We start from the raw sequence: 25,749 nt of genomic DNA on the forward strand, positions 1-25,749 counted from the left end.
GACAGCGTCTGAGCAAGGCCACACCCCCACCAAGCGCGGTTGTCCGGTGAACGTCGACCTGATGAATCCGGACACGTTCGCTGCCGGCCAGCCCCTGGGTGAGTTCGCCACCATCCGCGAAGAGGCCCCCGTGTCCTGGTACCCGGCACCGGGCACCTCCGGGGACGGCTTCTGGCTGGTGACCACCCGGGCGGACATCGAGGAGGTGTCCCGCCAGCCCGACGTCTTCTCCTCCTACGAGCGCGGCACCATCATCAGCGCCGACACCTTCGGCCAGCCCGAGGAGCAGCTGCAGACCATGCGGCTGCTCATGCTCAACATCGATCCCCCGGAGCACAGCCACCTGCGCAACATCGTGCAGCGGGCCTTCACTCCCCGCACCATCCGCAGCCTCGAGCCGCAGCTCACCGAGTTCGCCCACCAGATCGTCGACCGAGCCCTGGCCCAGGGTGCGGGCGACTTCGTGGAGGACATCGCCTCGGAGATGCCGCTGCTGGCCCTGTGCGAGCTGATGGGCATCCCCAACGCCGACCGCGCCAAGATCTTCGAGCTGTCCAACCGCATGGTGGGCTTCGACGACCCGGAGTACCAGACCTCCCCGGCGGATGGTCAGGTCGCGTCCATGGAGATGTACGTCTACGCCGACGAGCTCGCCGCCGAGCACCGGGCGAACCCCAAGGACGACATCATCTCCCGGCTGCTGCGGGCCGAGATCGACGGCGACAACCTCACCTCCGAGCAGTTCGACGTCTTTTTCCTGCTGCTGGCGGTCGCCGGCAACGAGACCACCCGCAACGCGATCTCGCACGGGATGCAGGCGTTCTTCGACAACCCCGAGCAGTGGGAGATCTTCAAGACCGAGCGGCCGCTGGACACCGCGGCGGAGGAGATCATCCGCTGGGCCACCCCGGTGATGCACTTCCAGCGGACCGCCATGCGCGACTACGTGCTGGGCGGCCAGCAGGTGAGCAGGGGCGAGCGAGTGCTGCTGATGTACACGGCAGCCAACCGGGACGGCGCCGCCATCGCCGAGCCGGACACCTTTGACGTGCGCCGCGAGGCCAACCCGCACGTGGCCTTCGGCGGTGGCGGCCCGCACTTCTGCCTGGGCGCCAACCTGGCGCGGGCGGAGGTCCGGATCATGTTCGACGTGCTGGCCGACCGCATCCCGGACATCACCCCCACCGAGCCCCCCCGGGCGCTGCGGTCGATGTTCATCAACGGGATCAAGCGGATGCCGGTGCGCTACCCCGCCACCTGACTCAGCACCACCCGTCTGGCGCAGCACCCGCCTGATCCCCCAACCGGGTCAGCGAGGAGACACCATGCCCACCGTGACCGACCAGCCAGCAAAGACGGTCCTCGACGGCGCAACATCCCTCGCCTGCTCTGAGCTGAGGCCGCCCCGACCCAACCGCCTTTTCCTGCGGCACACGTCACAAATGGCTCAAGGGTGGCGTCGAGAGTCCGCGACCGCCGATCCGGAAATGGCGCTCCACCCTTGTCGCCGGCGCACGGAGTGCAGTGCAGGAAAATGTCCCCTCTCCGCGACTGCGGAGAGGGGACATCGTCTCGTGCTGCCGCGCGGAGCGCGGCGGCCGGTCAGGAGCCGTTGTAGCTCTCGCGGCTGCCGGACTTCGCCAGGCCACGGGCGATCATGTAGCCGATGCTCAGCCAGGTGATGTAGCGCAGCGCCTCAGCGGCACCGAACGGGTCCTGGGTGCCCTCGTCGTTGCCGCTGACCATGAGCGCAGTGATGGCGACCGCGAGAACCGCGACGACGTACACGATCAGCTCGGTGGTCTTGGTGGCCATCTTGGTCTCGGTGCTGCGGCGCGGGGTGCGGTTGTCCACCTGCGCGTGGCCGCCATCGGTGCGCACTGCGGGTCCTTGGTTGCTGCTCATGTTGCTCCTTGGGATCAGGATGGTCAGCCGCTTGAGGGCTGGACCACCGGAGTCACCGCCTAGTGGAACTGCGGCGAATTCATGTAGATCCCGACTGCTTCAGAATGCGTACTGCGTCAACCTAGTCACTAAATGTAGAAACATCAAAACTGAGTGGTGCAGACAAGGCGCCGAAATGGCCTCAGCTCAAATGGCGGGCGGAGGACCCTAGCCGGTTTTAACCCCGACCGCGCGGTGAGCTGAACACCCTGGCGCGACGGGCACCGCCGGGCCGGGTCACCGCGATAGGCTCAGGCCCGTCGAGTCCCACGAGGACCCCCTCGGCCTGCGCCCCGCCAGGACGAGCCGTCGCCGCCCCGCGGCCGATCTGTACAGGAGCTGCAACAGTGCTTGACCTCACCGCAACCTCGTCCATCGTCACCGGTGGCGCCTCCGGCCTCGGGGAGGCCAGCGCCCGCCAGCTTGCCGCCCGTGGCGCCAAGGTCGTCATCCTCGACCTGCAGGACGACAAGGGCAAGGCCGTCGCCGAGTCCATCGGCGGCGAGTACGTCCGCGCCGACGTCTCCGACCCCGACCAGGTCATCGCCGCCGTCGAGGCCGCCGAGAAGCTCGGCCCGCTGCGCAGCCTGGTGGCCGCCGCCGGTGTCGGCTGGGCCTCCCGCACCGTGGGCAAGGACGGACAGTTCTCCTCCGCCCACGACCTGGAGCTCTACACCAAGGTCCTCACCATCAACCTGATCGGCACGTTCAACTGCGTGCGCCTGGCCGCCACCGCCATGGGCCGCACCGAGCCCGTGGACGCCGACGGCTCCCGCGGTGCCATCGTCACCCTGGCCTCCGTCGCCGCGTTCGACGGCCAGATCGGCCAGGCCGCGTACTCCTCCTCCAAGGGCGGCATCGTCGGCATGACCCTGCCCGTGGCCCGCGACCTCGCCGCCATCGGCGTCCGGGTCAACTGCGTCGCCCCCGGCCTGATCGACACCCCCATCTACGGCGAGGGTGAGGGTTCCGAGGCGTTCAAGGACAAGCTCAAGCGCGACGTGCTGTTCCCCAAGCGCCTGGGCACCGCCGACGAGCTGGCCTCCATGGTGCTGGAGCTCATCACCAACACCTACGCCAACGGCGAGGTCGTCCGCGTCGACGGTGGCGCGCGCCTGCAGCCGAAGTAGTCGCTGGTTCACAGCCGCTCCACACCAGACGGGAGGCGGGACCGAGCACTCGGTCCCGCCTCCCGTCCGTTGTGTGCGTGCTACCCCGTGACGGTGAACGGGCGCGAGGTGCCGGTGAACGGCGTGATGGCACCCCACGGGTTCTTGGCGTCACCGGAGTAGGTGATGCGGTAGGTGCCCGGCGCCGCTGCGGCCGGGACGTCCCAGGTGATGGTGACCACGGAGCCGGTCAGCCCGTCGTGGGCGTAGCCGAAGCGGGTGGACCAGTCGCCGTCGTCGGCCACCCGGGTCCAGCCGTCGCCGTCCTGGCGCTCCACGGTGAGGAAGGTGCCGCCCCGCCGGAGGTTGTTGTTCGGGTTGGCCCCGGAGAACACCGTGGTGGCGCGCTCGCCTGGGGCGTAGCTGGCGGCCGGCTGGGTGAGCACCGTGCCAAAACCGACTGCGGTGGTGTCGAAGAGCACCTGGCCCGCCGGGCTGACCAGCTGGTTCGCGCCCAGGTCGGGCTTGGGGCCCCCGGTGCTCACCGGCTCCCCGGCGGCCATCGCGGTGGCCAGCCCGGACACCGTCTGCTCGAGGGCAGGCAGCTGCCAGCGGCCGAACATGGTGGAGGCGCCCTCGTAGTTCTGGGTGTCGTACTCCTCCGGCGTGGTCAGGTAGTGGGCGTAGGCGTTGGAGTAGCCCTGCACCAGCACGTTGTCCAGCGAGGTGCCCACCGCGGCGGCCACCTGCTGGCGCAGCCGCAGGCCCGCCACCACGGTGACCTCGGTGGGCATGGCCACCAGGTAGAAGTCACCGATGCGCACCAGCTGCACCGGCAGCACCGTCTGCACGGCGTTGTCCACCAGGCCCACCGGCAGCAGCAGCTCCTTGGGGCCCTGGCAGTCCCCTAGTGCCGGGTCGAGGTTGTAGAGCACCGTGCTCAGCGCCGCCGGCACCGGGTTGCCGCCGTACTGGCCCTCCTTGAACAGCGCGACCCCGCCGCCGCCGTCCTCGGTGCTGCCGGCGGCGAACGCCGCCCCCAGGATCGGGCTGCAGGTGCGGTGGGTGGCGCCGTCGCCGGTGAACTCCGGACGCACCTCCACGTTGCTGAGGTCCACGTAGACCGTGCGGGTGTCCAGGCCGCCGGACAGCGGCGCGGCCGACGCGCTCGACGCAACCTGGGCCTGGGCGGAGGCGGACTGCCGGGCACCGACGGCCTGGGAGCTGGTGAACTGCTGCTCGCCCTCAGCCTCGTGCAGGTCCAGGTTGGGCGACATGTCCCCGGAGTTGCTCTGGGCGAAGGCCGCGACGAAGGCGGGGTCGTCGCCGCCGAGGTAGTCCACCCCGGCGTGGTCGTGCTCGTACTGGTAGGCCGCGTAGCCCTTGTTGTCCGGGCTGATCAGCCTGTTCTGGGTGGACATGCTGGTGCCGTGCACCGGGAACCAGTTGATAGCGCCGTCCACCCGGCCGTCCCTGGTCACCTGCAGCGTGGTGGAGGTGGGGTCGATGCCGTCGGGGAAGTGCGCCTTGTCCTCGGCCGGGTTGCGGTCGAAGGCGACCTTGGTGCGGTTGGCGCTGGTGCCGGTCAGCTGGTCCCGGGACACGCTCAGCTGTGCCGGACGCAGGTCGTCGTGCGCCTTCACCGCGGAGTCCACGATGCCCGCGACCTGCGCCTCGAAGGTCTTGGGGCGGTATCCCAGGGTGGTGACGTTGTAGAGGCCGTGCCCGGCGGTGCCACCACCGGCGGAGTGCGTGTGGGTGACGGTGAGCAGCACGTTGTCCTCGCCGAACTCCCCGGGGAAGCGCTCACCCAGTCGGCGCAGCACCTCCTCGCGCACGCTCTGGAACATCAGCCCCGCCTCGACGGTGGAGTGCAGCAGCCGCTTGTTGCTGGCGCGGTCGACCACGATGAACGTGCGGGCCCGCAGCCGCTGGTGGATGCCCGCGGTGGTCTGCTCGAGGTCGGCGTAGCCGAGCATGCCGGCGTCGGCCGCCTCCCCGGTGACCTCGCCGATGCCGCGCCCCACCAGGTAGGGCTGGGCGTCCTCGGCGCTGGGGGTTGGGGCCGCCTGGGCCGGAGCCGCCGCCAGAGCGCCGTCCAGCACCGTCACGGCGAGCACCGCGCTCAGCAGCACCGCCCCCGGTCGACGAGCCAGCCTGCCGGTGAACCTGCGTGCCCCAGTGCCCATGCCCTGCCTCTTCCCGTCCTGCTCCGATGTGGACACAGTCTGGGCCACGCGCCCCGCAGGGGCTAGCGCTCGACCACGACACGCGCAGGTGGGAGGCGGTGAACGGTGGCGTGACTAGGCTCAGCCAATGCCCGTCGAGAGCTCTGCGACCACCCGGACCCACACTCCCGAGTCGTTGTTCCGAGTGGGCCCGCCCGACGACCTCGGCGACGTCAGCATCACCCGGATGCGCACCGGCGCCTGGATGATCGGTCCGGACGGGCAGCCGGCGGCCGGCGCCATCGGCGTGCTGGTGGACGACTCGGTGGGCCACCGCATCTTCACGCAGCGCCCGGCCGACAAGGCCTCGGTCACCTCCGAGCTGTCCATGGACATCGTGCGGATGCCCGACGTCGACCCGCGCGGCACCGACGAGCGCACCAGCTCACCGGACCTGCGGGCAGAGTCCCGCATGCTGCACGCCCACCGCGACGGCGGCGTGGCCGAGTGCCGCGTGCTCGACGACCAGGACCGGCTGATCGCCGTGGCCACCACCTGGTGCCGCTACATCCCGCTGCCCGAGGGCGTCACCATGCCCACCAAGACCGACGACTGGCCGCTCACCGAGCCCTCCGGCGACCGCGACCTGTTCGGGACGCTGGGTGCGCGGCTGCAGCCCACCGAACACGGCACCGACCTGGTCCTCGCGCCCTCGCTGGACCTGACCAACCCGCTGAGCATGACCCACGGCGGGGTGCTGCTGGGCGGCACGGAGATCGCCGCGCACCACGCCATCGCCGAGATCATGCCGGAGGGCATCACCAGCTCGGTGCGGATGAACTACCTGCGTCCGGCGCCGATGGACGCCGAGCTGACCTTCTCCGTGGAGATCGTGCACCGCGGCCGGTCCGTGAGCATTGCTCGGGTGACCACCCGCGGCACGGAGGGCAAGGCCTGCACCATCGGCACCGTCACCTCCCAGCGGCAGGGCTGATCCGGCCTCGCTACCGTGGGCCGGCCGCCGCCTGCCCGCCCTCGCCCCAAGGAGCACCCTGATGAGCCTGCCCGTCCCCACCGCCGACAGCCGCGCCGTGGTGACGGGTGCCTCCTCGGGCATCGGCACCGCGCTGGCCACCGAGCTCGCCGAGCGCGGGTACTCGCTGATCCTGGTGGCCCGGCGCACCGAGCTGCTCACCGCGCTGGCCGAGCGGCTGACCAGCAGCCACGGCGTGCAGGTGGAGGTCCGCGCGGTCGACCTCAGCGACCCGGTGGCCCGGGAGAAGCTCGCCGGCGAGCTGGCGGAGCGGGAGATCTCCGTGCTGTGCAACAACGCCGGGGTGGCCACCTTCGGCCCGGTGGCCCAGCTGGACGCCGGGTTCGAGCGCGACCTGGTGCAGCTGAACGCGGTGGCGGTGCACGACCTGACCCTGGCGGTGCTGCCCGGCATGCTCGCCCGCCGCAGCGGCGCCATCTTGGTCACCGGCTCCGCCGCCGGCAACCTGCCGGTGCCCAACAACGCCACCTACGCCGCCACCAAGGCCTTCGCCAACACCTTCACCGAGTCGCTGCGCCACGAGCTCAAGGGCACCGGCGTGCACGTGACGCTGCTGGCCCCCGGTCCGGTGCGCACCGAGACGCCCGACCCGGCTGAGGCGTCCATCGTGGACAAGGTGCTGCCCGACTCGGTGTGGGTGACCAGCGAGTCGGTGGCCAAGGAGTCGATCGACGCACTGGCTCGCAACAAGATGCGTGTGGTGCCAGGCATCGTGGGCAAGGTGATGTCGGTGGCCGGCGGCTACGCCCCCCGGGCCCTGTCCGCCCCGGTGATCGGCACGCTGTACCGCAAGCTCGGCGAGGGTGAGGGCTAGCGACCCGGCTCCTCGTCGGTGCGGGCCAGCCCAACCCGCCCCGCGTAGGCCAGCGCGCTGAGACCGAACACCACGGCCGTCGCCAGCAGCCAGCGCCGCAGGAACGGCTGCTGGGTCTGGCCGGTGGCCGCGAGGTAGGTCTGCGCCCCCTGCTCGACGATGCCGGGGAAGAACAGCAGGAACGCCAGCCCGCTGACCAGCACCGGCACCCGCACGTAGTTCACCACCGGGACCCGCAGCGGGCGGCCCGGCCAGCGCCCACGAACCGCCCGGAGCCCGGTGACCAGGGACCGGTCGGCCAGGGCGTAGAGCGGGAAGAGCAGCAGGTCGTGCAGCACCACCGCGCCGAGGAACCACACCAGGACGGACTGCCACCACGTCTCCCGGTTCCACAGCGCCTCCGGGGTGAGCACCGTGATCACGTAGCCGACCAGTGCGAAGCTGGCCAGCATCGCCAGCAGGTGCAGCGGGTGCGCGCCGTAGAAGGCCCGGAACGCCTGCACGGCCCGGCCAACAGCGGGGCGCGGCGACACCTCAGGCCGCCCGGAACTCGAGGGCCCGCACCCACTTGGTGTTGTGCACCCCCGGCAGGGCCGGCACGATCACCCGCGCGGGGTAGCCGTGGTCGGCGGACAGCTCCACCCCGTTGACCCGCAGGGCCAGCAGGGAGTCCGGGTCGAGCACCTGGTTGGCCTGCAGCGCCGCCTGGCTGAACGGACCGCTGGTCCCCAGCGACTGCACCAGCGCCGATGCCGGGTCCGCCACCCCGGCCAGCGCCGCCAGGTCCCGCAGCCGCACGCCGCTCCAGCGCTGGGTGGTCGACCAGCCCTCCACGCAGGCGATGGGCAGCACCGCCGTGTGCTGGGGCAGGGTCAGCAGCTGGGCCCGGTCCAGCGTTCGGGTGCCCGCCCCGCTCAGCTCCAGCCGCCAGGACGGTCCGGCCTGGTCCGTGCTGATGCCCGCGGCGGTGACGGTGCGGTTGACCGGGAAGTCGTTGGGGCCGTCGCCCAGGTCGCGGCCGCGGGGCAGCAGGAAGGCCAGCGGGCGCAGCGCGTCCACCGTCTGCCCCACCGACACCACCGCCACCAGCGCCGCACCCCCGCCCACCAGGCCCAGCGCCCCGCGCCGGCTGAGCGTGGCCGGGGCGGGGTCGAGGGCCACCAGCCCGTCCGGGTCGGGCGGCTCCGGGCGGGTGTCGGCGCGAGAGGTCCGCAGCACCTCGCGCAGCGACACCGAGCGCAGCGCCGTCACCAGGCGCGGCAGCTTCAGCCCCACGTGCACCACGAAACCGGCGAGGAACACCCAGGCGCCGAAGTAGTGGGCGGTGTAGAAGCTGAACCCGAACACGTAGTCGTACTGGATGTTCAGCACACCGGTGACCAGCTCGAAGAGGATGCCACCGACCAGCGCGAGCAGCGACAGCCGCTCCAGCACCTGCGCCAGGGAGCGGGCCGGCGGCCAGTCGAACAGCGTGGGCACCACCGACCACAGCTTGGCCAGCACCACCGGCACCAGCACCAGACCCAGGCCCACGTGCAGCCCCTGGTTCAGCCGGTAGAGCCACACCGGTCGGGTGGGCCACTCGAAGAACGGCAGGTGCAGCCACCCCACGTCGGCGGGGATGGCCTGGTTGAGCTGCGGACCGTAGGCGACGTAGGACAGCAGCCCGGTGACGGCGACGACCGGCAGTCCCACCAGCAGCACCAGCCCGAGCACCGACGTCAGCCACGGACCGCGCAGCGGCGAGCGCCACGCACGGGTGCGGCCCAGCCCCGGGGGCCGGTGACGTGCCAGCCCACGCCACAGGCGGGCGGGGAAGGCGAGCTCCGGATCGGTCACCCCTCCAGTGTCAGCGTGCTCGCCACCAGGGGGAAGTGCCTCAACCGCTGCCGGGCCGCGGTCGCAGCGGGGCGGTGGCGAAGGCGCTGATGCCTGGCTCGGGCTGCACCAACGCCCGGAAGCCGAGGACGCGGGCCGCCCGCTCCGGGCTGGCCACCACGTGCCGCACGTCGCCGGGGCGGTACTGGCCGGTGGTGACCGGCGCCGGCCCGCCGTGCGCACGGGAGAGCGTGGCGGCCACCTCGCCGATGGTCACCGGTGTCCCGGAGCAGACGTTGAACGGCTGGAAGCCGGCGAGCGCCGCCTCCACCGCGAGGCGGTTCGCCTGGGCCACGTCGTGCACGTGCACGAAGTCGCGTGCTTGGTGGCCGTCCTCGAACACCCGGGGCGCCTCGCCGGCCTCCAGCGCCGAGCGGAACAGTGCTGCGACCCCGGAGTAGGGAGTGTCGCGCGGCATCCGCTCGCCGTAGACGTTGTGGTAGCGCAGGGCGGTGACCGCCCCGGTGGTGGCCAGGCTCCAGGCCAGTGCGTAGTGCTCCTGGGCGAGCTTGCTGGCGGCGTAGGTGCTGCGCGGGCGCAGCGGCGCAGCCTCGTCCACCAGCGCCCAGTCCACCCGCTCGGCGCAGCGAGGACAGGCACTGTCGAAGCGGCCGTCGTCGAGGTCGGCCGTGGTGCGCGGCGACGGCTCGACCTCGCCGTGCACCGGGCAGGTGTAGCGCCCCGCGCCGTAGACCACCATGGACGAGGCCAGCACCAGCCGCACACACCCGGCCCGCGCCATCGCGGCGAGCAGCACGGCGGTGCCCAGGTCGTTGTGGTCGGCGAACATCGGTGCGTCGGCAGCATCGACCCCGGCGCCGACCATGGCCGCCTGGTGGCACACCACGTCCACCCCGTGCAGCGCCGCCGCCAGCGCCCCGGCGTCCCGCACGTCCAGGCGCCGCACCCCGTCCGGCGTGGGCGCCTGCTCGCCGTGGGCGAGCGGCAGCATCGCGTCGACCGCCACCACCTCGTGCCCGCCTGCCGCCAGCGCGTCCCAGACGTGTCCCCCGATGAAGCCGGCTGCGCCGGTCAGCAGTACCCGCATGGGCTGAGGCTAGGCAGTTCTCCGCGACCGGGCGGTTCGGCGTGGCCGGCACGGCCGAACGGCCAGGTCCCCGGTGCGGGGTCCTGGCCGTTCGGCTGGGGCGGTGCTCAGCTGGTGCAGCCGAGAGATCAACCGATCCCGGCGACATCCTTGGCGATCGAGGCCAGCTGCGTCTGGCTCGCGGAGACGACGCCACTGCGGTTCTTGTGGGCCTCCTCGTAGGCGATGATCGTCCGGACGTCGTCCGGGTCGCTCAGCTTCTTGATCGCGGCCACGGCCTTGGTGATGGTCATCGAGTCGTAGCCCTTGATCGGCAGCTCCGACGCGCTCAGCTGACCACTGCTCTTGCGGCTGTCGTGCACCGCCTCGGCAGCGTTGGAGTTGCCGTCGCGACGGGCCACCTTCTCGGCCTGGCGCATGCTGGCGTCTCGGCCGGCAGCCACCGCCTCGCGGGCAGCGTCGGTGACGTCGCCGGCCTTGTCCGCGACGTCGCTGGCGCGATCGGCCACGTCGTCAGCGAAGTCCTCGGCCTTGCTGCGGGTCTGCTTGACCGTGGCCACGGCGCGGTTGAGGCCATCGGCAGACCAGCGCGCCGGGCTGTTGACGATGCGGGTGGCCGTGCCGGCGACCGCCTGCAGCGGCGTGGGACGCAGCGCGGTCGGCCCACCCAGCGCCTCCTCGGCCAGCACCGTGCTCAGCCAGTCGATGGTGGCCTGGTGGGCCACCTCGAGGCGCTCGGCCAGGGTGCGCACGCGCGCCATGTCGGCGCTGGTGGCCAGCACCTTCAGGTAGCGGGCGCGGTCGAAGAGCTGGTGCTCCAGGGACAGGTCCTCCAGCAGGGCGCCGTCCAGCGGCTCCGCCTGCTCGACGACGGTCTTGACCATGGCCGCCAGCCGGCCGAGCAGCGGGGACACCACGTCGGGCACGCCGCCCACGTCGCGGAGCACACGCTCGATCTGCAGGGCGCGGGTACGGGAGTTCTTCTCGTTCTCTGCCAGCTCGCGGCGCACCGCATCGGTGCGCGCCTGGGCCTGCCGAGCCTGGGCGATCTGGGCCTCGGTGTTGGTCAGCTGCAGCAGCATGCGGAGCTGGGTGATGATCTTGCTGGTGTCATTGTCGGACACGTTGGTCGTTCCTCTCTTCAGCAATCCAAAGGGTGGGGACGGACGGGCTCTCGACTGAACTCCTGTTCGTACATTTGCAGTGTTGTCGCGCCTCCGCGCGACGAAGTGGCGCATCCCACGTGCCGTGGTGCTGGACAGAAACAGCGTTGACCTGCGCTGACCGGGCGAATGGGTGCGTTCAGCGTCGAAGGAGAGCCCGGTGGCGGATCCACGCGAGTCGCCCGCCCCCGACCGGCAGACCGCCTAGAGTGCCCCCGAGCGACCTGGGGGCGGAACGTCCTGCGGAGCAGTGCTTCTTCCTCGCGCTCAGGTGAGTCGCAGCAGGGAGGCGGGAGCCCGTGGGAGCACGCCAGGAGGCCGACGGCGCCCGCTCGGCCACCAGTCCGCCGACGTTCGGCGACGTGCTCCGGGTGCGGGAGTTCCGCTGGCTGTGGTTCGCCGACATCCAGTCCATGTTCGGCGACCAGCTCGCTCGCGTGGCGCTGTCGGTGCTGGTGTTCAGCGAGACCGGATCAGGAATCCTCACCGCCGGCGTCTACGCCCTCACCTACCTGCCGGCGCTGCTCGGCAGCATCCTGCTGGGCACGCTCGCCGACCGCCTGCCCGTCCGCCGCCTGCTCGTTGGCGGCGACCTGCTGCGCGCAGGCCTGCTGGCGCTGATGGCACTGCCCAGCATGCCGCTGGCAGTGGTGGCAGCCCTGCTGGTGGTGTCCGTCCTCGTGGGCACCCCGTGGCGAGCCGCCGAGACCGCACTGGTGGCGGAGGTCCTCGACGGGGAAGGGTTCGTCCTCGGTACCAGTCTTCGGATCGCCACCACCCAGGGCAGCCAGCTCCTCGGGTTCGCGGTCGGCGGCGCGGCAGTGGCCGCCGTGGGGGCGCACACCACCCTGGCGGTGAACGCCGCAACCTTCGTGGTGTCTGCCGTGCTGATCCGGTTGCACGTGCGGGCCAGGCCGGCGGCCCGGCACGGCGTGCCCACCGGGAGCCACGGCTGGGTCGACGGTCTCACCCTGGTGTTCCGGACTCGCCGGCTGCGGTCCCTGGTGGGGCTCGCGTGGCTGGCTGGCGTGTTCGTCGTTCCCGAAGGGCTGGCGGCCCCGTACGCAGACTCCCTCGGCGGCGGCGCCCGCACCGTGGGTCTGCTGCTGGCCGCGGGCCCCGCTGGCGTCCTGCTGGGATCGCTGTTGTTCGTGCGCCTGCTGCCGCACCGGCTGCGCACCGCCCTGGTGGGGCCGTTGGCCGTGGCCGCGGGCGTGCCGCTGCTGTTCTGCGGCCTCCAACCAGGCCTGGAGGTCACCCTGCTGCTGTGGGCCGTGTCCGGCCTCTGCTCGGCCTACCAGGTGCAGATCGTCGTGGAGTACGTGCTCGCGGTGCCCCGCCCGCAGCGGGGCCAGGCCATCGGCATCGCGTCGGCCGGCCTGCTCGCCGCGCAGGGTGTCGGTCTGCTGGTCGGGGGCCTGGCCGCCGAGCTGTGGAACGTCTCCGTCGCTGTTGCCGCCGCAGGCGCTCTCGGGGTCGCCCTGGCCGCCCCGCTGGCGCTGCGCCGGGCACGGTCCACCGACGTGGTAGCCGAGGTGCCCGTGGCGTCCCCACCTCGTGGCCCTGCGGTGACGGAACAGCCCGGCTGAGACGCGCTGCCCACCAAGACGCGCTGGCCACTGAGACGCGCTGGCCACTGAGACGACGGCGTGCCCCGGCGAGATCACCGGGCCCCGCCGTCGTACCTCAGTCCCACTCGAATCCGCGCACTCGCATCACCTTCCTGTCTGATCCGCACACACATCTGCTCCGCCCATCAGCCCCACTCGAATCCACGCATTGCCGGCACCCCCTTCCGCACTGCTGCACGCCTTTGCTGGACAATTCTTGTCAGCCCCACTCGAAACCACGCATCGCAGTCACCTCCTCAGCTTTCCTCGCCGAGCCACAGCTCGGACTGCACACGGGACACGCCCCCACGTCGCTCACCAGGCTGTACGGAAGAAGCCACTCTCGCCGTGGCCGTGCACCCTGGACGCGTCGGGACGCGCCAGCTCACTCGTCAGCCCCACTCGAAACCGCGCATCAAGGTCACCTCGCTCTCCAATCGGGGGCAGCACTCAGTGCACTGTCAGCCGCCATTGAACAATGGCGCATCCAGTCACCTTCCAGCCCAATTGTGCGACTTTTTTCGCCGATGTGGTGGAGGTGCTGGATTGGTCGACTCGCGCGTGTCGGTGACCTGCCAGCTCGAGCGCCACCACCGGGCCCGCGCCTCCGGAGCAGCCGAATTCCGCTGGTGGCCAAGCCCTGCTGACGCTCCTGCCCAGACGGGAACTTCACCCACCTGGCTCAGCCCTGCTGCTGTATCGTCAGCCGGGCGCAGGGGGAACTGCTCACATCCAGTGGCAGCCACGAAGGTGCGCCGGACTGGGGGCGGTCGCTCGTGATCACTCAGTCCGGCATCGGCGATTCCGCGCCCCGGTCGTTGATCACGTGGTTTCGCGAGTGGCAGCTGTGGACCCTGCCGCGCAGCGCGCGCTGGTTCATCGTCGGCGTCGAGCTGTTCACTGTCGGGTTGACCGTGTTCATCACCGTCGACAGCGAGCAGCGCTCCGGGGTGCCGTCACACTTCCTGCTGCTGGCCAGCATGGGCATTCTCTACGGCGAGGCCGCCGATCGGATCGAGCGGTTCAAGCGCTACCTCGGCAGCGACCGCATCTGGTCCAACCACAAGTCGGTCTGGGCCTTCGCCGGCGCACTGAGCCTGCCTGCCGGGTACGCAGCCATTCTGCTGATGCTGGTGTACGGCCACCATCTCCTGCTGTGCCACCGACACCGTTCTGCCCGGCCGCACCGCCTCATGTTCACCACGGCCACGATGGTCCTGGCCACCCTCGCGGCGTCGGGGGTGCTCAACCTCGCTGGCGGCAGCCTCTTCAACGGCGGACTCCTCTCTGCCGTCACCACGTTGGGTGCCCTCGCGGTCTTCCCCGTGGTCAACCTGGGCGTGCTGATGGCGGGCATGGGCCTGGCCAGCAGACCCACCCGACTGCGCACCCTGCTCCCGGACCGGGAGAGCGTGGGCTTCGAGATGATGACGCTGGGGCTGGGCCTGGTGACCGCGCTGTTCGTGCTGCACATGCCCTGGCTCACCCCGTTGGTGCTCGGCCTGCTGACTGGACTCCACCGCAGCTCGTTGGTGAAGGAGCTGCAGGTCGCAGCCAGCACCGACTCCAAGACCGGGCTGCTCAACTTCACCGCGTGGCAGGAGCGCTCTCGGGAGGGCCTCAGCCGCGCCGCCCGCGCCCGGGTGCCGGTCAGCGTCATACTCATCGACCTCGACCACTTCAAGCTGGTCAACGACAACCACGGCCACCTGGTGGGCGACCGGGTGATCCGCGAGGTCGCCGGAGTGCTGCGCGTGGAGCTGCGCGGCCACGACCTCCTGGGCCGATTCGGTGGGGAGGAGTTCGTGGTGCTCCTCGAGGGACCCACGCTGCGCCAGGCCACCGAGATCGCCGAGCGCATCCGGGCGTGCATCCCTGCGAGCAGCATCGCCGGCACCCCGGTGACCGCCTCGGTAGGGGTGGCCTTCTGCCCGCGCCCCCACGGGGTCACCGTCGAGCAGCTGCTCGAGGTGGCCGACACCTCGCTCTACGCAGCCAAGCGGGCGGGCCGCGACCGCGTCGAGATCGCCAGCCACACCCCCACCTCGCTCGCCAGCTAGCCAGCCAGCGTGCGGCGGCTACGGCAGCGTGATGGGCAGGGTGATGCCGTCGTGCACCCGTCCGCAGGGGCAGTCCCGCTCGACGGGTGCGGCCGCGATTGCCGCACGCACCAGGTCCTTGAGCCGGCCGATGTTGCGGCCGAACTCGGCGAACACGTCCACCGCCCGCACGCCGGACCCGGCGGTGATGCCGGCGTCCAAGTCGGTGACCAGCGCGATCGGGGTGTAGCAGAGGGCCAGCTCCCGAGCCAGCACCGCCTCGGGGTGCCCGGTCATGTTCACCAGGCTCCATCCCTGCGCGGCGAACCACTGGCTCTCCGCCCGGGTGGAGAAGCGCGGGCCCTCCACCACCACCATCGCCCCGCCGGGGAGCACGCCCGGCTGCAGCGCCGCTGCCTGCAGGTCGGGGCAGTACGGGTCGGCGAACTCCACGTGCACGCCGCCGTCGTCGAAGTAGGTGTGTGCGCGCCCAGACGTGCGGTCCACGAGCTGGTTGGGCACCACCACCGAGCCCGCGGGCAGCTCCGGCTGCAGGCTGCCCACCGCGCACGGGGCGAACACCTGCCGCACCCCGACGCTGCGCAGCGCCCAGAGGTTGGCCCGGTGGTTCACCTTGTGCGGCGGGTACTCGTGGTCAACGCCGTGGCGCGGCAGGAACGCGACCTGCCTGCCCGCCACCTCGCCGATGGTGATGGGTCCGCTCGGAGCCCCGTACGGGGTCTCCAGGGTGACCGTGTCGGCGTCGTCGAAGAACGAGTAAAAGCCGCTCCCGCCGATCACCGCGACCAGATCCTGCACTGACTCACACCTCCGGGTAGCGGTTGTCTCCGGTGACGGCACGCCTCGGCGGCTCGCCACCCACGCACGCACCCTGCCACGACCGGCGTCGAGCGGCTCCGCGCATCCGGACAAGCAGCGCGAATCGACGCTGGTGGAGCGACGTCGACCCGTGGCGGCGGGCGTGCGCCACAAGCGCAGCCATCATCGTTACCCTCCAGTGGTGCCAGGCGACCAAGGCGTTTCCCCGTCAGCGCAGCGCCAGCGCTGGATGCGGGTGCTGCGCTGGGTCGCCGGCACCGCCCTCGTCGTGGTGCTCGCCGTCGAGGTGGTGCTGCTGGCACCGTCGTTGCGCGACGCCTGGCAGCGCCTCGGCGACGTCAGCTGGTGGTGGGTGGCCGCGTCGATCACGGCACAGGCACTGTCCATGAGCGCGTTCGGCCGGTTGCAGCGCACCCTGCTGACCGCCGCCAAGGTCCCGGTGCGCCAGCGTGACTCCACCGCCGTGGTCTACGCCGCCAACGCGCTGAGCGTCAGCCTGCCCGGTGGGCCGCTGTTCTCCACCACCTTCACCTTCCGGCAGACCCGCAAGTGGGGGGCGAGTCGCGTGGTGGCCTCGTGGCAGCTGGCCATGAGCGGGGTCCTCGCCACCGGGACCCTTGCCCTGGTGGCCGTCACCGGCGGCCTGCTGGCGGGCAGCGCCTCCAACATCGCCGGCCTGGTCACCGCCATCGTCCTCGCCCTGGTCCTCATCCTCGGTGTCCGCCTCCTCGTCACCCGGCCCAGCCTCCTGGTCACCATGGCGCGCCCGCTGTTCCACGGCTGGAACGCCGTGCGCGGACAGCCCGCCGACAAGGGCATGGAGCGCGTCGGGGAGATCCTGTCGCAGCTGGAGGCGGTGCAGCTGCGCGTCCCCGATCTGCTTCGGGCCTCCTGGTGGGCCCTGGCCAACTGGATCGCCGACGTCGCGTGCCTGTGGGCGGCCTGCCTGGCCGCCGGGGCCAACCCCAGCGTGGGCGGGGTGCTCATCGCCTTCACCGCCGGCAAGATCGTCTCCAGCGTGCCGCTGCTCCCGGGCGGCCTGGGCATCGTCGACGGCACGCTCACCGCCACCCTCGTCGCTGCGGGACTGCCCGCTGTCACGGCGCTGCCCGCCGTGGTCGTCTACCGGCTCATCAGCTTCCCGCTGGTGGCGGCCGCAGGCTGGCTGGTCTTCGCGGTGCTCTTCCGCTCCACCAACCTCGATCCGGACGACGAGGACCCCGAGGGCGACGGCCCGCACTGACGATGGCGAACAGCGCGGCCACCAGCAGCCAGTCGGTGCCGTGGGAACAAGTCGGAGCGCCGGCCTGTTAGTATTGTTGAAAGTTCAACCACGCACCTGGAGGCACTCATGACGTCCACCCTCGCCCTGCCCGACCTGTCCGTCGGCACCTGGACCATCGACCCCACCCACTCGAGCGTCTCGTTCAGCGTGCGCCACCTCATGGTGAGCAAGGTGCGGGGCTCCTTCCACACCTTCAGCGGCACCATCGAGGTCCCCGCCGAGGGCACCCCGACCGTGAGCGCCGAGATCGCCGTCGACTCCTTCGACACCGGCAACGCCCAGCGCGACGGCCACGTCCGCTCCGCGGACTTCATGGAGGTGGACAAGTACCCGACCATCACCTTCCGCTCCACCGGGGTGCAGGGCTCCGGCTCCGAGTTCACCCTCGTCGGCGACCTCACCATCCACGGCGTGACCAAGTCGGTCGAGCTGGCCGTGGAGTTCAACGGCGTCAGCCCGGGCATGGGCAACGGCCCCGTCGCCGGCTTCGAGGCCAGCACGGAGATCAGCCGCAGCGCCTTCGGCATCGACATGGAGATGCCCCTGGAGGGTGGCGGTGTAGTGCTCGGTGACAAGGTGAAGATCACCATCGAGATCGAGGCCGGCCCGCAGGCCTGACCACTGCGGACGCCCAGCGCCGTCCGCCGCGCTCCGAAGCCGCCCGCCCCCACCGTCGTTGGGTGCGGGCGGCTTCGTGCTGCGCGGCACCGCGCGGAGCCCACCACTAGGCTCGCGCCATGTCCTTGACCCGTGGCCTCGGCCCGCTCGCACGTCCCGCCCAGGGCCGCCTCAACGGCGACATCTGGTCGGCACTGCCCGCGCACGCGCTCTACGCGCACCCCGAGCCGCGCCGGGTCACCGCCGTGCTGGACGGCACCACGGTGCTGAGCACCGACCGCGCCGTCATGCTGCACGAGACGGGCCTGCCGCCGGTCTGGTACCTGCCCGTGGACGACTTCAGCATCGGCGTGCTGGAGCGCAGCGACACCCGCACGCACTGCCCGTTCAAGGGCGACGCCAGCTACTACAACCTGCGGGTGGGTGGCCGGCTGGTCCCTGACGCCGCCTGGTTCTACGCCGACCCGCTGCCCGGTGCCGCCGCCGTGGCGGGGACGTGCTCGCTGCGGACGGACGCCGTGGACGAGTGGTACGAGGAGGACCAGCAGGTCTTCGGCCCCCCGACCGACCCCTTCCACCGGGTGGACGTACGCCCGTCCAGCCGGCACGTGGTGGTGCGCCACGGTGAGACCGTGCTGGCCGAGAGCCGGCACCCGGTGGCGCTGTTCGAGACCGGCTTCCCCGCCCGCTTCTACCTGCCCGAGGCCGACGTGCGCGCCACGCTGCGGGAGAGCGACACCTCCACCGTCTGCCCCTACAAGGGCACTGCGTCCTACTGGAGCCTCGCCGGCCCCGATGGCGACGTCGAGGACGTCTGCTGGAGCTACCCGGAGCCGCACGCCGAGGCCGCCGCGGTGGCCGGGCTGCGCTGCTTCGCCGGTGCCGGCGTCACCACCACCGTTGACGGCGTCGAGCAGTGACCTGCCGCCGGTGGTAGGGGCGCCACGATGAAGGGCACCTTCACCGAGCGGGTGGACGGTTTCCAGCGGCGGCACCGGTGGGCCGGGTACCCGCTGGCCGTGGTCTACAAGTTCTTCGACGACCAGGGCAACTACCTCGCCGCACTCATCGCCTACTACGCCTTCGTCTCGCTGTTCCCGCTGCTCTACCTGTCCTCCACGGTGCTCGGCTACGTCCTCTCCGACGACGTCCAGCTGCAGCAGCAGCTGATCGACTCCGCGGTGGGGCAGTTTCCGGTGATCGGCGACCAGCTGCAGCACCCCGACCGGATGACCGGCGGGTTCGTCCCCGTCAGCATCGGCGTGCTGGGCTCCCTCTACGGCGCCTCCGGGGTCGCCCAGGCCACCCAGCACGCGATGAACACCGCCTGGGGGGTGCCGCGCAACAACCGGCCCAACCCCTTCGCCGCCCGCGGGCGCAGCGTCCTGCTCATCGCCACCGTGGGCCTGGCCGTGCTGGGCATCACCGCGCTGTCCATCTTCGCCCGCTACGCCGACGGCTTCGGCATCCGCGGGCCCGGGGTGGGCACCTTGCTGATGCTGACCACCGTGGTGCTGAACAGCTGGATCTTCTCGCTGACCTTCCGGCTGGCCAGCACCCGCAAGCTCACGCTGCGCAACGTCCTGCCCGGGGCGGTGGCTGCCGCCGTGGCCTGGCAGCTGTTGCAGGTGTTCGGGGCCACCTTCGTCCAGCGGGTGATCGCAAGGGCCAGCGCCATCAACGGTGTCTTCGCCCTGGTGCTCGGGCTGATCGCCTTCCTCTACATCGCGGCACTGGTCGTGGTGCTGTGCGCGGAGGCCAACGTGGTGCGGGTGGACCACCTCTACCCGCGGGCACTGCTCACGCCCTTCACCGACAACGTCGACCTCACCGCCGGGGACCGCCGGGTGTACACCACGCGGGCGGAGGCCACCCGGCACAAGGGCTTCGAGGACGTGACGGTGACCTTCCAGCAGCCCCCAACGCGGTCGGAGCCGAAGACCGGGGAGAAACCGCAGCAGCGTCCGGGACCGAAGCCCTGACCAGGGCGGACCTGGGCGGACCGGCCCCGTCAGCCGCAATAGCCAAGGGACGCAAAGTAATCCCTTTGGTAACAATTTTCCCCGTTGTCACTTTGGTACCTCTAGTGTCACGTTCATGCAGATCTCGCTCCGCGCGGCGCGGCGCCGCCCCCGAGCCACCGTGGCCACGCTCCTGGCCGGCCTGATGGTGCTCGTCGCCGCCGGAGTGGCCACCGCAGCCATCAGCGGACCCGACGTGTCCAGCCACCAGCACCCCAACGGGGCGAGCGTGGACTGGGCCAAGGTGAAGAACAACGGGCGCGAGTTCGCGTTCGTGAAGTCCACCGAGGGTGTGGGCTACACCAACCCCTACTTCACCAAGGACTGGGCGGCCATCAAGGCCAACGGGATGGTGCGCGGCACCTACCACTACGCCCGCCCGGACCGGGTGCCCGGATCGGCGGCGGCGCAGGCCCGCTACATGGTCTCGGTGGCCGGCACCATGCAGGGCGCCGGCGAGCTGGCTCCGGTGCTCGACCTCGAGGACTCCGGTGGTCTCACGCCCCCCGAGCTGGTGGCCTGGGCTCGCACCTGGCTGGAGACCATCACCTCGCTGACCGGTCGGACGCCGATCATCTACACCTACCCGTACTTCTGGCGCTCGGCGATGGCCAACAGCACCGCGTTCACCAAGTACCCGCTGTGGATCGCCGACTACAACGGCGCCTCCGCCCCCAAGACCCCGTTGCCCGGCGGCTGGACGAGCTGGACGTTCTGGCAGTACACCGACCGCGGCACCATCCCCGGCGTGAGCACCGGGGTGGACATCTCCCACTTCTGCTGCGACTCCGGCACCCTGGCCTCGCTGTCCAACGGCGGCGTCGGCGGCAAGCAGTCCGTCGGAGCCCCCTCGGCCATCCTCGCCCACCACCAGGCCCTCGGCGGCACCCGCTCCTACCTGGGCGCGACGACCAGCAGCGAGTACGCGGTGCCGGGCGGGCGGGCGCAGAACTTCGCCGGCGGCGTCGTCTACTGGTCGGCATCCACCGGCGCCCGCGCGGTGCGCGGCGCGATCCTGGAGCAGTACCTGGCCCTCGGGGGCCCGTCCTCGCCGCTCGGCCTGCCCGTCACCGACGAGCTGTCCACGGCCGACGGCGCCGGTCGGTACAACAACTTCGCCAGTGGTGGGGCCCTGTACTGGTCGCCGAAGACCGGCGCGCGCGAGGTGCGCGGCGACATCGACAAGAAGTGGGGCGCACTCACGTGGGAGGCGGGCCCGCACGGCTACCCGGTGACCAACGAGCTGGGCACGCCCGACGGCAAGGGCCGCTACAACCACTTCCAGCAGGGCTCGATCTACTGGACGGCCACCACCGGGGCGCAGTCGATCCGGGGTGACATCAAGCAGAAGTGGGCCGCGCTCTCGTGGGAGGCCGGTGTGCTGGGCTACCCCACCACCGACGAGCTGGGCACCCCCGACGGGCGCGGGCGGTACAACCACCTGCAGGGCGGGTCGATCTACTGGACGCCGACCACCGGTGCGCACGAGGTGCGCGGAGCGATCAAGCAGGCGTGGTCGGCGCAGGGCTGGGAGCGTGGCGCGCTGGGCTATCCCACCAGTGGTGAGCGCGCCGTGCCCGGCGGCCGCCAGAGCGACTTCCAAGGGGGCTCGCTGTTCTGGGACGCGGCGACCGGCGTGGTCAGCACCCGCTGACCGAACGCACCCCGGACGAAGGACCGCCCCCAGCGCAGCACGCGCGGGGGGCGGTTCTCTCGTCACTGTGGTGTCTCAGCTGCGGGCGACGCGGACGTGCAGCCGAGTCGCCAGCTCGGAGCCGTCCAGCGCCGAGTCCACCTCCTCGCGCACCCGCTCCGCGGCGTCGCGCACGGTGGCCAGGTCAGCGCTGGGGTCGACCGTCGCCGTGAGCACGATGGTCGGCCGGCCCCGGTCGAGGCTGGCCCGGCCGGTCGCGGAGCGCACCCCGTGGGTGGCGCCGAGCGAGCTGGCGGCGGCGTTGGCCACCGCCCCGACGTCGGCGCGCAGGATGCCTCGGGTCCCGCTGCCGGGCAGCCGGATCTCGGTGAGGCGGGCGCGCGGCACGTGCGCCGCCAGCCACCACAGGCCTAGCAGCACGAGCACCACACCGGCGGCGCCGGCCGCCCACGGCCACCAGCCCTGCTCGGTGGCGGTGACGATCCACGAGGCCTGCAGGGCGTCCTGCGCCCAGGGCAGCTCGTCGGCCTGCCACAGGATGCCCAGCACGCCGAGCGCCACCAGCGCAGCGCCGATGACGAACGCGAAGAACCGGTCGATGCCGACCGTCACCCTGCTCACGAGGCACCCCCGTCGTGGCTGATCTTGGTACGCACCTTCACGCTCGGTCGGCGATCCAGCGCCTGCAGGCGCGTGCTGACCGCCTCGGCCACCGACTCCCGCAGCGCGTCCGCCTCCTTGCGGGCGGCCGTGATGGTCACCGTCACCCGCCGTCGGCCGGTGGTGGCGCGGGCGGTGGTGGTGCCGGCGACGTCGTCCGCGGTGGCCGCGGCGATGCGGGATACGTCCCGGGGCCGCATCCACAGGCCGCCGTCGCTGGTGATCTTCAGCTCGGTCCGCCGGCGGGGCTTGAGGGCCAGGTAGAGCCACCAGAGGCCCACCAGGATGGCCACCACGCCGACCGGAACCATCCAGGTCTGCGGGGTCAGACCGTCAACCCAGTCGCCGAGCTCGGCCACCCACGACTCACCGTCGAGCGCGTCGCTGCCGAGCACGGCCTCACGGATGCCCACCAGTCCGATGACGATGACGACGCCGGCCAGGAAGATGCCCACCGACGCTGCGCCAGGAGCGGCCACCGGGGTCCGCCCGGCCAGCCCCGGACTTGCCGCCTCGCTGCGGTGCCGCCCGGTGCGCTCCTCCTGGTCGGCGCCGGCAGCAGCTTCTGCGCCGGTGCCGCCCTGCGCGGCCGCGGCGGTCACTGGACTGTCCTCGGGGCCTCGGCGAGGTCGGTGTGCACCACGTCGTCCACCCGGACGTCGACGCGGTCCACGGTGAGGCCGGTGTACTCGCCGAGCTGGTCGGCGACCTGGTCGCGCACGGCAGCGGTCACGGCCGCCACCGACCGCGGCCACTCGGTGGCGATGTTGACCTTCACCCGCACGTGCCCGCCGCTGACGTTGCTGTCCACCTTGGGCAGTCCGCGCCCGGTCATCCAGCCCAACCCGCTGGACTGGCGGACCACGCCCTCGGTGTGCAGCGCGGCGTACTCCGCCACCCGGTTCACCGCCCGGTCGTGCACGGTCAGCGAGCCGCGCTCCCCGGGTTCGGCGGTGACGGTCGAGGAGCGGTCCGTCACCGGGTGCTCAGCCACGGTTGCGCCCGCGGAAGAGCTCACCCAGGTCGAGCTTCCCGTCGTAGTGCGCGCCGACGGCGACACCGAGGATCCCCAGCACGATGGCGATGAGGAAGCCGCTGAAGCCGCCCGCAGCCGCGGCGATTCCGAGCAGCAGTCCCGCGTACAGGCCAGTGGTGGTGACGTTCATGCTGTGCTCCAAGGTTGGGGTGAGCTCGGTCGAGCGATCTCGGTGAGCGGGTCGGCCCCGGGCACCGCCACGTCCTCGACGACCACGTCGACCGGTCCGTCGATCAGCGCGGCAGCGGCGCGGCGCACCGCCGCGGCGACCTCGTCGATGTCACGGCCGTAGACGACCGTGACGTGCACCGTGGTGGTGCCGGTGTCGGCAAGCCGGATCCCGGCCACCTTGCGCCCGGGCAGGTAGGTGGCGGCCTCACCGAACATGCCGCCGTGCAGGCCCGCCACCCCCGGCACCGCGAGCACCGCCGCAGCCAGCTGGTCGGCGCGGTCGGGCGGTGGCGGAGCGGACTCGCCGGCGGCAGCCTTGCCCGCCGGGGATCCGTCCGCCCGTGGTGCGGTCACTGCACCCGGGACGGCGTGTCCTCGCCGTTGTCGTCCTGCCCGTCGTTGAGGTACACGTCGTGGACGTCGATGTTGACCTCAGTGACCTCGAGCCCCGTCATCCGCTCGACCGCGCCGATGACGTTGCGACGGATGCCCGCGGCCAGCTCGGCGATGCCCACGCCGTAGTCGGCCACGATGTCGATGTCGATGGCGGCCTGGCGCTCGCCGACCTCCACGGCCACGCCCTGGGCGTGGTTGATGCGCGCCCCGGGGATCCGCTCGCGAAGCGCCCCCACCGCGCGGGACGCGCCGCCGCCCACCGCGTGCACCCCGGCAACCTCGCGGGTGGCGATCCCGGCGATCTTGGAGACCACGGTGTCGGCGATGGTGGTCTTGCCGGTCGAGGTCGCCAGTGGCGACGAGGACTCGCGGGAGCTGACGTCCTTGCTGGTGCTGACGCCCTGGGTTTCGGTCATCGTGCGATCTCCTTAGTCGGTGCGGCGCCAGCGTCACTGCTGAGGCACGGGCTGCTGCCCGCCTGCGCGCACGCTGACGGGCAGTCCCTGAGGTTACGGTTCACGGCCCGCCACCGCTGGGGGAAGGCGCCGGTCGCGCGCTCCGCCGCTGAGTACACGCCGGACACCTCCCCCGCATCGCGGTCTCGTCCTGCGAGTGCCCATGGGCAGCGCTACTTTCGGGACGGCCGCCAGGTTCGCACCGGCGGCTGGTTTCCACGGTGAGGCGCTGCCAGCAACCGGGCGCCCCACCCACGCGAGGACGACAGGAGAGCCGATGAGCAACGAGCTGGACGGAAAGCGGATCGCCATCCTGGCCGCCGACGGTGTCGAGCAGGTGGAGCTGGTGCAGCCGCGCGACGCCGTGGCGGCCGCCGGCGCCCAGGTCACGCTGGTCTCCCCCAGCGCAGGGAAGATCCAGGCGATGAACTCCGACATCCACCCTGCGGACAGCTTCGCGGTGGGTGCGGTCACCGCGGACGTCTCCGCCGAGGACTTCGACGGCCTGATCCTGCCCGGCGGCACGGTCAACCCCGACAAGCTGCGCATGGACGAGAACGCGGTCCGCCTGGTGCGCGACATGGCCGCGGCCGGCAAGCCCATCGGCGCCATCTGCCACGGGCCGTGGACGCTGATCGACGCCGGGGTGGCCCAGGGCCGCACGCTGACCTCCTACCCGAGCCTGCGCACCGACCTGCGCAACGCGGGCGCCACCGTGGTGGACGAGGAGGTGGTCACCGACAACGGCCTGGTCACCAGTCGCAACCCCGGTGACCTGGACGCGTTCTGCGCGAAGATCATCGAGGAGTTCGCCGAGGGCGTTCACGAGGTCCCGGCATGAGGCTGCGGGTGGACGAGCCGGCGCACGCGCTGGAGAAGCAGGCCGGCCTGGACCAGCCGGCGGGGCTCTACGCGGCCGCCATCGAGAAGGTGCTGCCCCGCGGACCGGTGCGCGACGCGCTGCACGGGGTGTGGCTGGGGCACCCGCTGCACCCAGCACTGGTGCAGCTCCCGGTCGGCGCGTTCGCCAGCGCCGTGATCCTGGACTGGCTGCCTGGCGACCGACGCGACGCCGACACCCTGCTCGCGGTGGGGCTGCTGGCCAGCGTCCCCGCCGCGGTGACCGGCGCCGCCGACTACAGCCAGGGCCAGCCCGACCAGCAGCGGGTGGGCCTGGTGCACGCCGCCGCCAACGGCGTCGCCAGCCTGCTGTACCTGGGCTCGCTGGCGCAGCGTCGTCGAGGACGTCGCACCGCGGGTCGGCTGACCGCGCTGGCGGGCTTCGCGGTGTCCGGGATCGCCGCCTCGCTGGGAGGGCACCTGAGCTTCAGCATGGCCATGGGCGCCAACCGGGCGGAGGGCGTGCCGGACGTCGTGCCCAGCGGCAGCACCGACCTGGGTCCGCTCACCGAGCTGCCCGAGGGCGAGGCGGTCCGCCGGATGATCGGCCCGGTGCCGGTGATGGTGCTGCGCCAGGACGACGCCGTGCACGTGCTGGCCGACCAGTGCTCGCACGCCGACGGGCCGCTGCACCAGGGCACCGTGAGCCGTGACGCCGCGGGCGAGCTGTGCGTGGAGTGCCCGTGGCACGGCAGCGTCTTCGCCCTCGCCGACGGTGCCGTGCGGCGCGGGCCGGCGACGGCAGACCAGCCGGTGTTCGACACCCAGGTGGTGGGCGGCCGGGTGCAGGCGACGCTGCGGTCCTGATCGGACTCCAGCCGAGCTGCGTCGTCACCCTCCGCGAATCGCCTGTGCTGCATCGGGTCCAGCCGTCCGTGCGGCCGGA

General features: G+C 71.8%; 26 protein-coding genes. 13 read left to right on the plus strand and 13 right to left on the minus strand.

Annotated elements, in window-relative coordinates:
* Positions 1 to 61 precede the first annotated feature (61 nt).
* A complete protein-coding gene (locus tag ELX43_RS16740) occupies positions 62 to 1,261 on the plus strand; it encodes a cytochrome P450 (protein ID WP_127784995.1) in 1,200 nt (399 codons plus the stop codon).
* Between the two features lie 341 nt (positions 1,262 to 1,602).
* Here ELX43_RS16740 and ELX43_RS16745 read toward each other — a convergent pair whose 3' ends face one another.
* Entirely contained in the window at positions 1,603 to 1,905 is a 303-nt protein-coding gene (locus ELX43_RS16745; RefSeq protein ID WP_127784407.1) for a hypothetical protein, read from the minus strand.
* A gap of 386 nt (positions 1,906 to 2,291) precedes the next feature.
* Here ELX43_RS16745 and ELX43_RS16750 point away from each other — a divergent pair, with 386 nt between their 5' ends.
* A complete protein-coding gene (locus tag ELX43_RS16750; RefSeq protein ID WP_164860684.1) occupies positions 2,292 to 3,074 on the plus strand; it encodes an SDR family NAD(P)-dependent oxidoreductase in 783 nt (260 codons plus the stop codon).
* 80 nt (positions 3,075 to 3,154) lie between these two features.
* On the opposite strand, the gene ELX43_RS16755 is transcribed toward ELX43_RS16750, so the two are convergent.
* On the minus strand, positions 3,155 to 5,242 hold the full coding sequence (locus ELX43_RS16755) for a neutral/alkaline ceramidase (RefSeq protein WP_127784409.1): 2,088 nt from the start codon (positions 5,240 to 5,242) through the stop codon (positions 3,155 to 3,157).
* Positions 5,243 to 5,369: 127 nt separating this feature from the next.
* On the opposite strand from ELX43_RS16755, the gene ELX43_RS16760 reads away from it, so the two are divergent.
* Together ELX43_RS16760 and cmrA are read left to right on the plus strand one after the other, a co-directional pair.
* Positions 5,370 to 6,215 (plus strand): PaaI family thioesterase, encoded by an 846-nt coding sequence (locus ELX43_RS16760; protein ID WP_127784410.1) that lies wholly within the window; start codon positions 5,370 to 5,372, stop codon positions 6,213 to 6,215.
* 61 nt (positions 6,216 to 6,276) lie between these two features.
* The gene (gene cmrA, locus ELX43_RS16765; RefSeq protein ID WP_127784411.1) at positions 6,277 to 7,089 is read left to right on the plus strand and encodes a mycolate reductase; all 813 of its coding nucleotides are present in this window, start codon (positions 6,277 to 6,279) and stop codon (positions 7,087 to 7,089) included.
* Here cmrA and ELX43_RS16770 read toward each other — a convergent pair.
* From ELX43_RS16770 to ELX43_RS16785, 4 genes are all read right to left on the minus strand, one after another.
* A complete protein-coding gene (locus ELX43_RS16770) occupies positions 7,086 to 7,541 on the minus strand; it encodes a hypothetical protein (protein ID WP_241250004.1) in 456 nt (151 codons plus the stop codon). The two genes, cmrA and ELX43_RS16770, sit on opposite strands and share 4 nt — an antisense overlap.
* An 82-nt stretch (positions 7,542 to 7,623) precedes the next feature.
* Positions 7,624 to 8,883 carry a molybdopterin-dependent oxidoreductase gene (locus ELX43_RS16775; RefSeq protein WP_241250005.1) on the minus strand — a complete coding sequence of 420 codons (1,260 nt, stop codon included), beginning with the start codon at positions 8,881 to 8,883 and terminating at the stop codon, positions 7,624 to 7,626.
* A gap of 85 nt (positions 8,884 to 8,968) precedes the next feature.
* Complete coding sequence (locus ELX43_RS16780; protein WP_127784414.1) at positions 8,969 to 10,015, minus strand: NAD-dependent epimerase/dehydratase family protein; 1,047 nt, start codon at positions 10,013 to 10,015, stop codon at positions 8,969 to 8,971.
* A 128-nt stretch (positions 10,016 to 10,143) separates the two neighbouring features.
* Positions 10,144 to 11,139 (minus strand): ferritin-like domain-containing protein, encoded by a 996-nt coding sequence (locus ELX43_RS16785; RefSeq protein ID WP_127784415.1) that lies wholly within the window; start codon positions 11,137 to 11,139, stop codon positions 10,144 to 10,146.
* 338 nt (positions 11,140 to 11,477) lie between these two features.
* On the opposite strand from ELX43_RS16785, the gene ELX43_RS16790 reads away from it, so the two are divergent.
* Both ELX43_RS16790 and ELX43_RS16795 read left to right on the plus strand, forming a co-directional pair.
* Complete coding sequence (locus ELX43_RS16790; RefSeq protein WP_127784416.1) at positions 11,478 to 12,767, plus strand: MFS transporter; 1,290 nt, start codon at positions 11,478 to 11,480, stop codon at positions 12,765 to 12,767.
* Between the two features lie 797 nt (positions 12,768 to 13,564).
* Positions 13,565 to 14,848 (plus strand): GGDEF domain-containing protein, encoded by a 1,284-nt coding sequence (locus tag ELX43_RS16795; protein ID WP_127784417.1) that lies wholly within the window; start codon positions 13,565 to 13,567, stop codon positions 14,846 to 14,848.
* An 18-nt stretch (positions 14,849 to 14,866) separates the two neighbouring features.
* On the opposite strand, the gene ELX43_RS16800 is transcribed toward ELX43_RS16795, so the two are convergent.
* The gene (locus ELX43_RS16800; RefSeq protein ID WP_127784996.1) at positions 14,867 to 15,637 is read right to left on the minus strand and encodes an S-methyl-5'-thioadenosine phosphorylase; all 771 of its coding nucleotides are present in this window, start codon (positions 15,635 to 15,637) and stop codon (positions 14,867 to 14,869) included.
* Positions 15,638 to 15,848: 211 nt separating this feature from the next.
* Here ELX43_RS16800 and ELX43_RS16805 point away from each other — a divergent pair, with 211 nt between their 5' ends.
* From ELX43_RS16805 to ELX43_RS17705, 5 genes are all read left to right on the plus strand, one after another.
* On the plus strand, positions 15,849 to 16,910 hold the full coding sequence (locus ELX43_RS16805) for a YbhN family protein (RefSeq protein ID WP_127784418.1): 1,062 nt from the start codon (positions 15,849 to 15,851) through the stop codon (positions 16,908 to 16,910).
* 108 nt (positions 16,911 to 17,018) lie between these two features.
* The gene (locus ELX43_RS16810; RefSeq protein ID WP_127784419.1) at positions 17,019 to 17,570 is read left to right on the plus strand and encodes a YceI family protein; all 552 of its coding nucleotides are present in this window, start codon (positions 17,019 to 17,021) and stop codon (positions 17,568 to 17,570) included.
* Between the two features lie 119 nt (positions 17,571 to 17,689).
* Complete coding sequence (locus ELX43_RS16815; RefSeq protein ID WP_127784420.1) at positions 17,690 to 18,490, plus strand: DUF427 domain-containing protein; 801 nt, start codon at positions 17,690 to 17,692, stop codon at positions 18,488 to 18,490.
* A gap of 27 nt (positions 18,491 to 18,517) precedes the next feature.
* Positions 18,518 to 19,552 carry a YihY/virulence factor BrkB family protein gene (locus tag ELX43_RS16820; RefSeq protein WP_206518054.1) on the plus strand — a complete coding sequence of 345 codons (1,035 nt, stop codon included), beginning with the start codon at positions 18,518 to 18,520 and terminating at the stop codon, positions 19,550 to 19,552.
* 115 nt (positions 19,553 to 19,667) lie between these two features.
* Entirely contained in the window at positions 19,668 to 21,245 is a 1,578-nt protein-coding gene (locus ELX43_RS17705) for a GH25 family lysozyme (protein ID WP_164860685.1), read from the plus strand.
* 75 nt (positions 21,246 to 21,320) lie between these two features.
* Here the strand turns inward: ELX43_RS17705 and ELX43_RS16830 are convergent, their stop codons facing one another.
* The 6 genes from ELX43_RS16830 to ELX43_RS16850 are packed head-to-tail and all read right to left on the minus strand — an operon-like array spanning position 21,321 to position 23,924.
* A complete protein-coding gene (locus tag ELX43_RS16830) occupies positions 21,321 to 21,866 on the minus strand; it encodes a hypothetical protein (protein WP_127784421.1) in 546 nt (181 codons plus the stop codon).
* Positions 21,863 to 22,507, minus strand: coding sequence for a DUF6286 domain-containing protein (locus tag ELX43_RS16835; RefSeq protein ID WP_127784422.1), 645 nt, complete (start codon positions 22,505 to 22,507; stop codon positions 21,863 to 21,865). The genes ELX43_RS16830 and ELX43_RS16835 overlap by 4 nt, the downstream gene beginning before the upstream one ends.
* Complete coding sequence (locus ELX43_RS16840; protein ID WP_164860686.1) at positions 22,504 to 22,899, minus strand: Asp23/Gls24 family envelope stress response protein; 396 nt, start codon at positions 22,897 to 22,899, stop codon at positions 22,504 to 22,506. The genes ELX43_RS16835 and ELX43_RS16840 overlap by 4 nt, the downstream gene beginning before the upstream one ends.
* A complete protein-coding gene (locus ELX43_RS17710) occupies positions 22,892 to 23,071 on the minus strand; it encodes a hypothetical protein (RefSeq protein WP_164860687.1) in 180 nt (59 codons plus the stop codon). Before ELX43_RS17710 ends, ELX43_RS16840 begins: the two co-directional genes overlap by 8 nt.
* A complete protein-coding gene (locus tag ELX43_RS16845; protein WP_346773858.1) occupies positions 23,068 to 23,466 on the minus strand; it encodes a hypothetical protein in 399 nt (132 codons plus the stop codon). Before ELX43_RS16845 ends, ELX43_RS17710 begins: the two co-directional genes overlap by 4 nt.
* The gene (locus ELX43_RS16850; protein ID WP_127784424.1) at positions 23,463 to 23,924 is read right to left on the minus strand and encodes an Asp23/Gls24 family envelope stress response protein; all 462 of its coding nucleotides are present in this window, start codon (positions 23,922 to 23,924) and stop codon (positions 23,463 to 23,465) included. The genes ELX43_RS16845 and ELX43_RS16850 overlap by 4 nt, the downstream gene beginning before the upstream one ends.
* A gap of 316 nt (positions 23,925 to 24,240) precedes the next feature.
* Between ELX43_RS16850 and ELX43_RS16855 the strand changes: the two genes are divergently transcribed.
* Together ELX43_RS16855 and ELX43_RS16860 are read left to right on the plus strand one after the other, a co-directional pair.
* Positions 24,241 to 24,804, plus strand: a complete 564-nt coding sequence (locus tag ELX43_RS16855) for a type 1 glutamine amidotransferase domain-containing protein (protein ID WP_127784425.1) — start codon at positions 24,241 to 24,243, stop codon at positions 24,802 to 24,804.
* Positions 24,801 to 25,670: a Rieske 2Fe-2S domain-containing protein gene (locus ELX43_RS16860; protein WP_127784426.1), complete on the plus strand. Its 870-nt coding sequence runs from the start codon at positions 24,801 to 24,803 to the stop codon at positions 25,668 to 25,670. Before ELX43_RS16855 ends, ELX43_RS16860 begins: the two co-directional genes overlap by 4 nt.
* Positions 25,671 to 25,749 lie beyond the last annotated feature (79 nt).

It is taken from the genome of Rhodococcus sp. X156 (genome assembly GCF_004006015.1).
Taxonomy (GTDB): Bacteria; Actinomycetota; Actinomycetes; order Mycobacteriales; family Mycobacteriaceae; genus X156.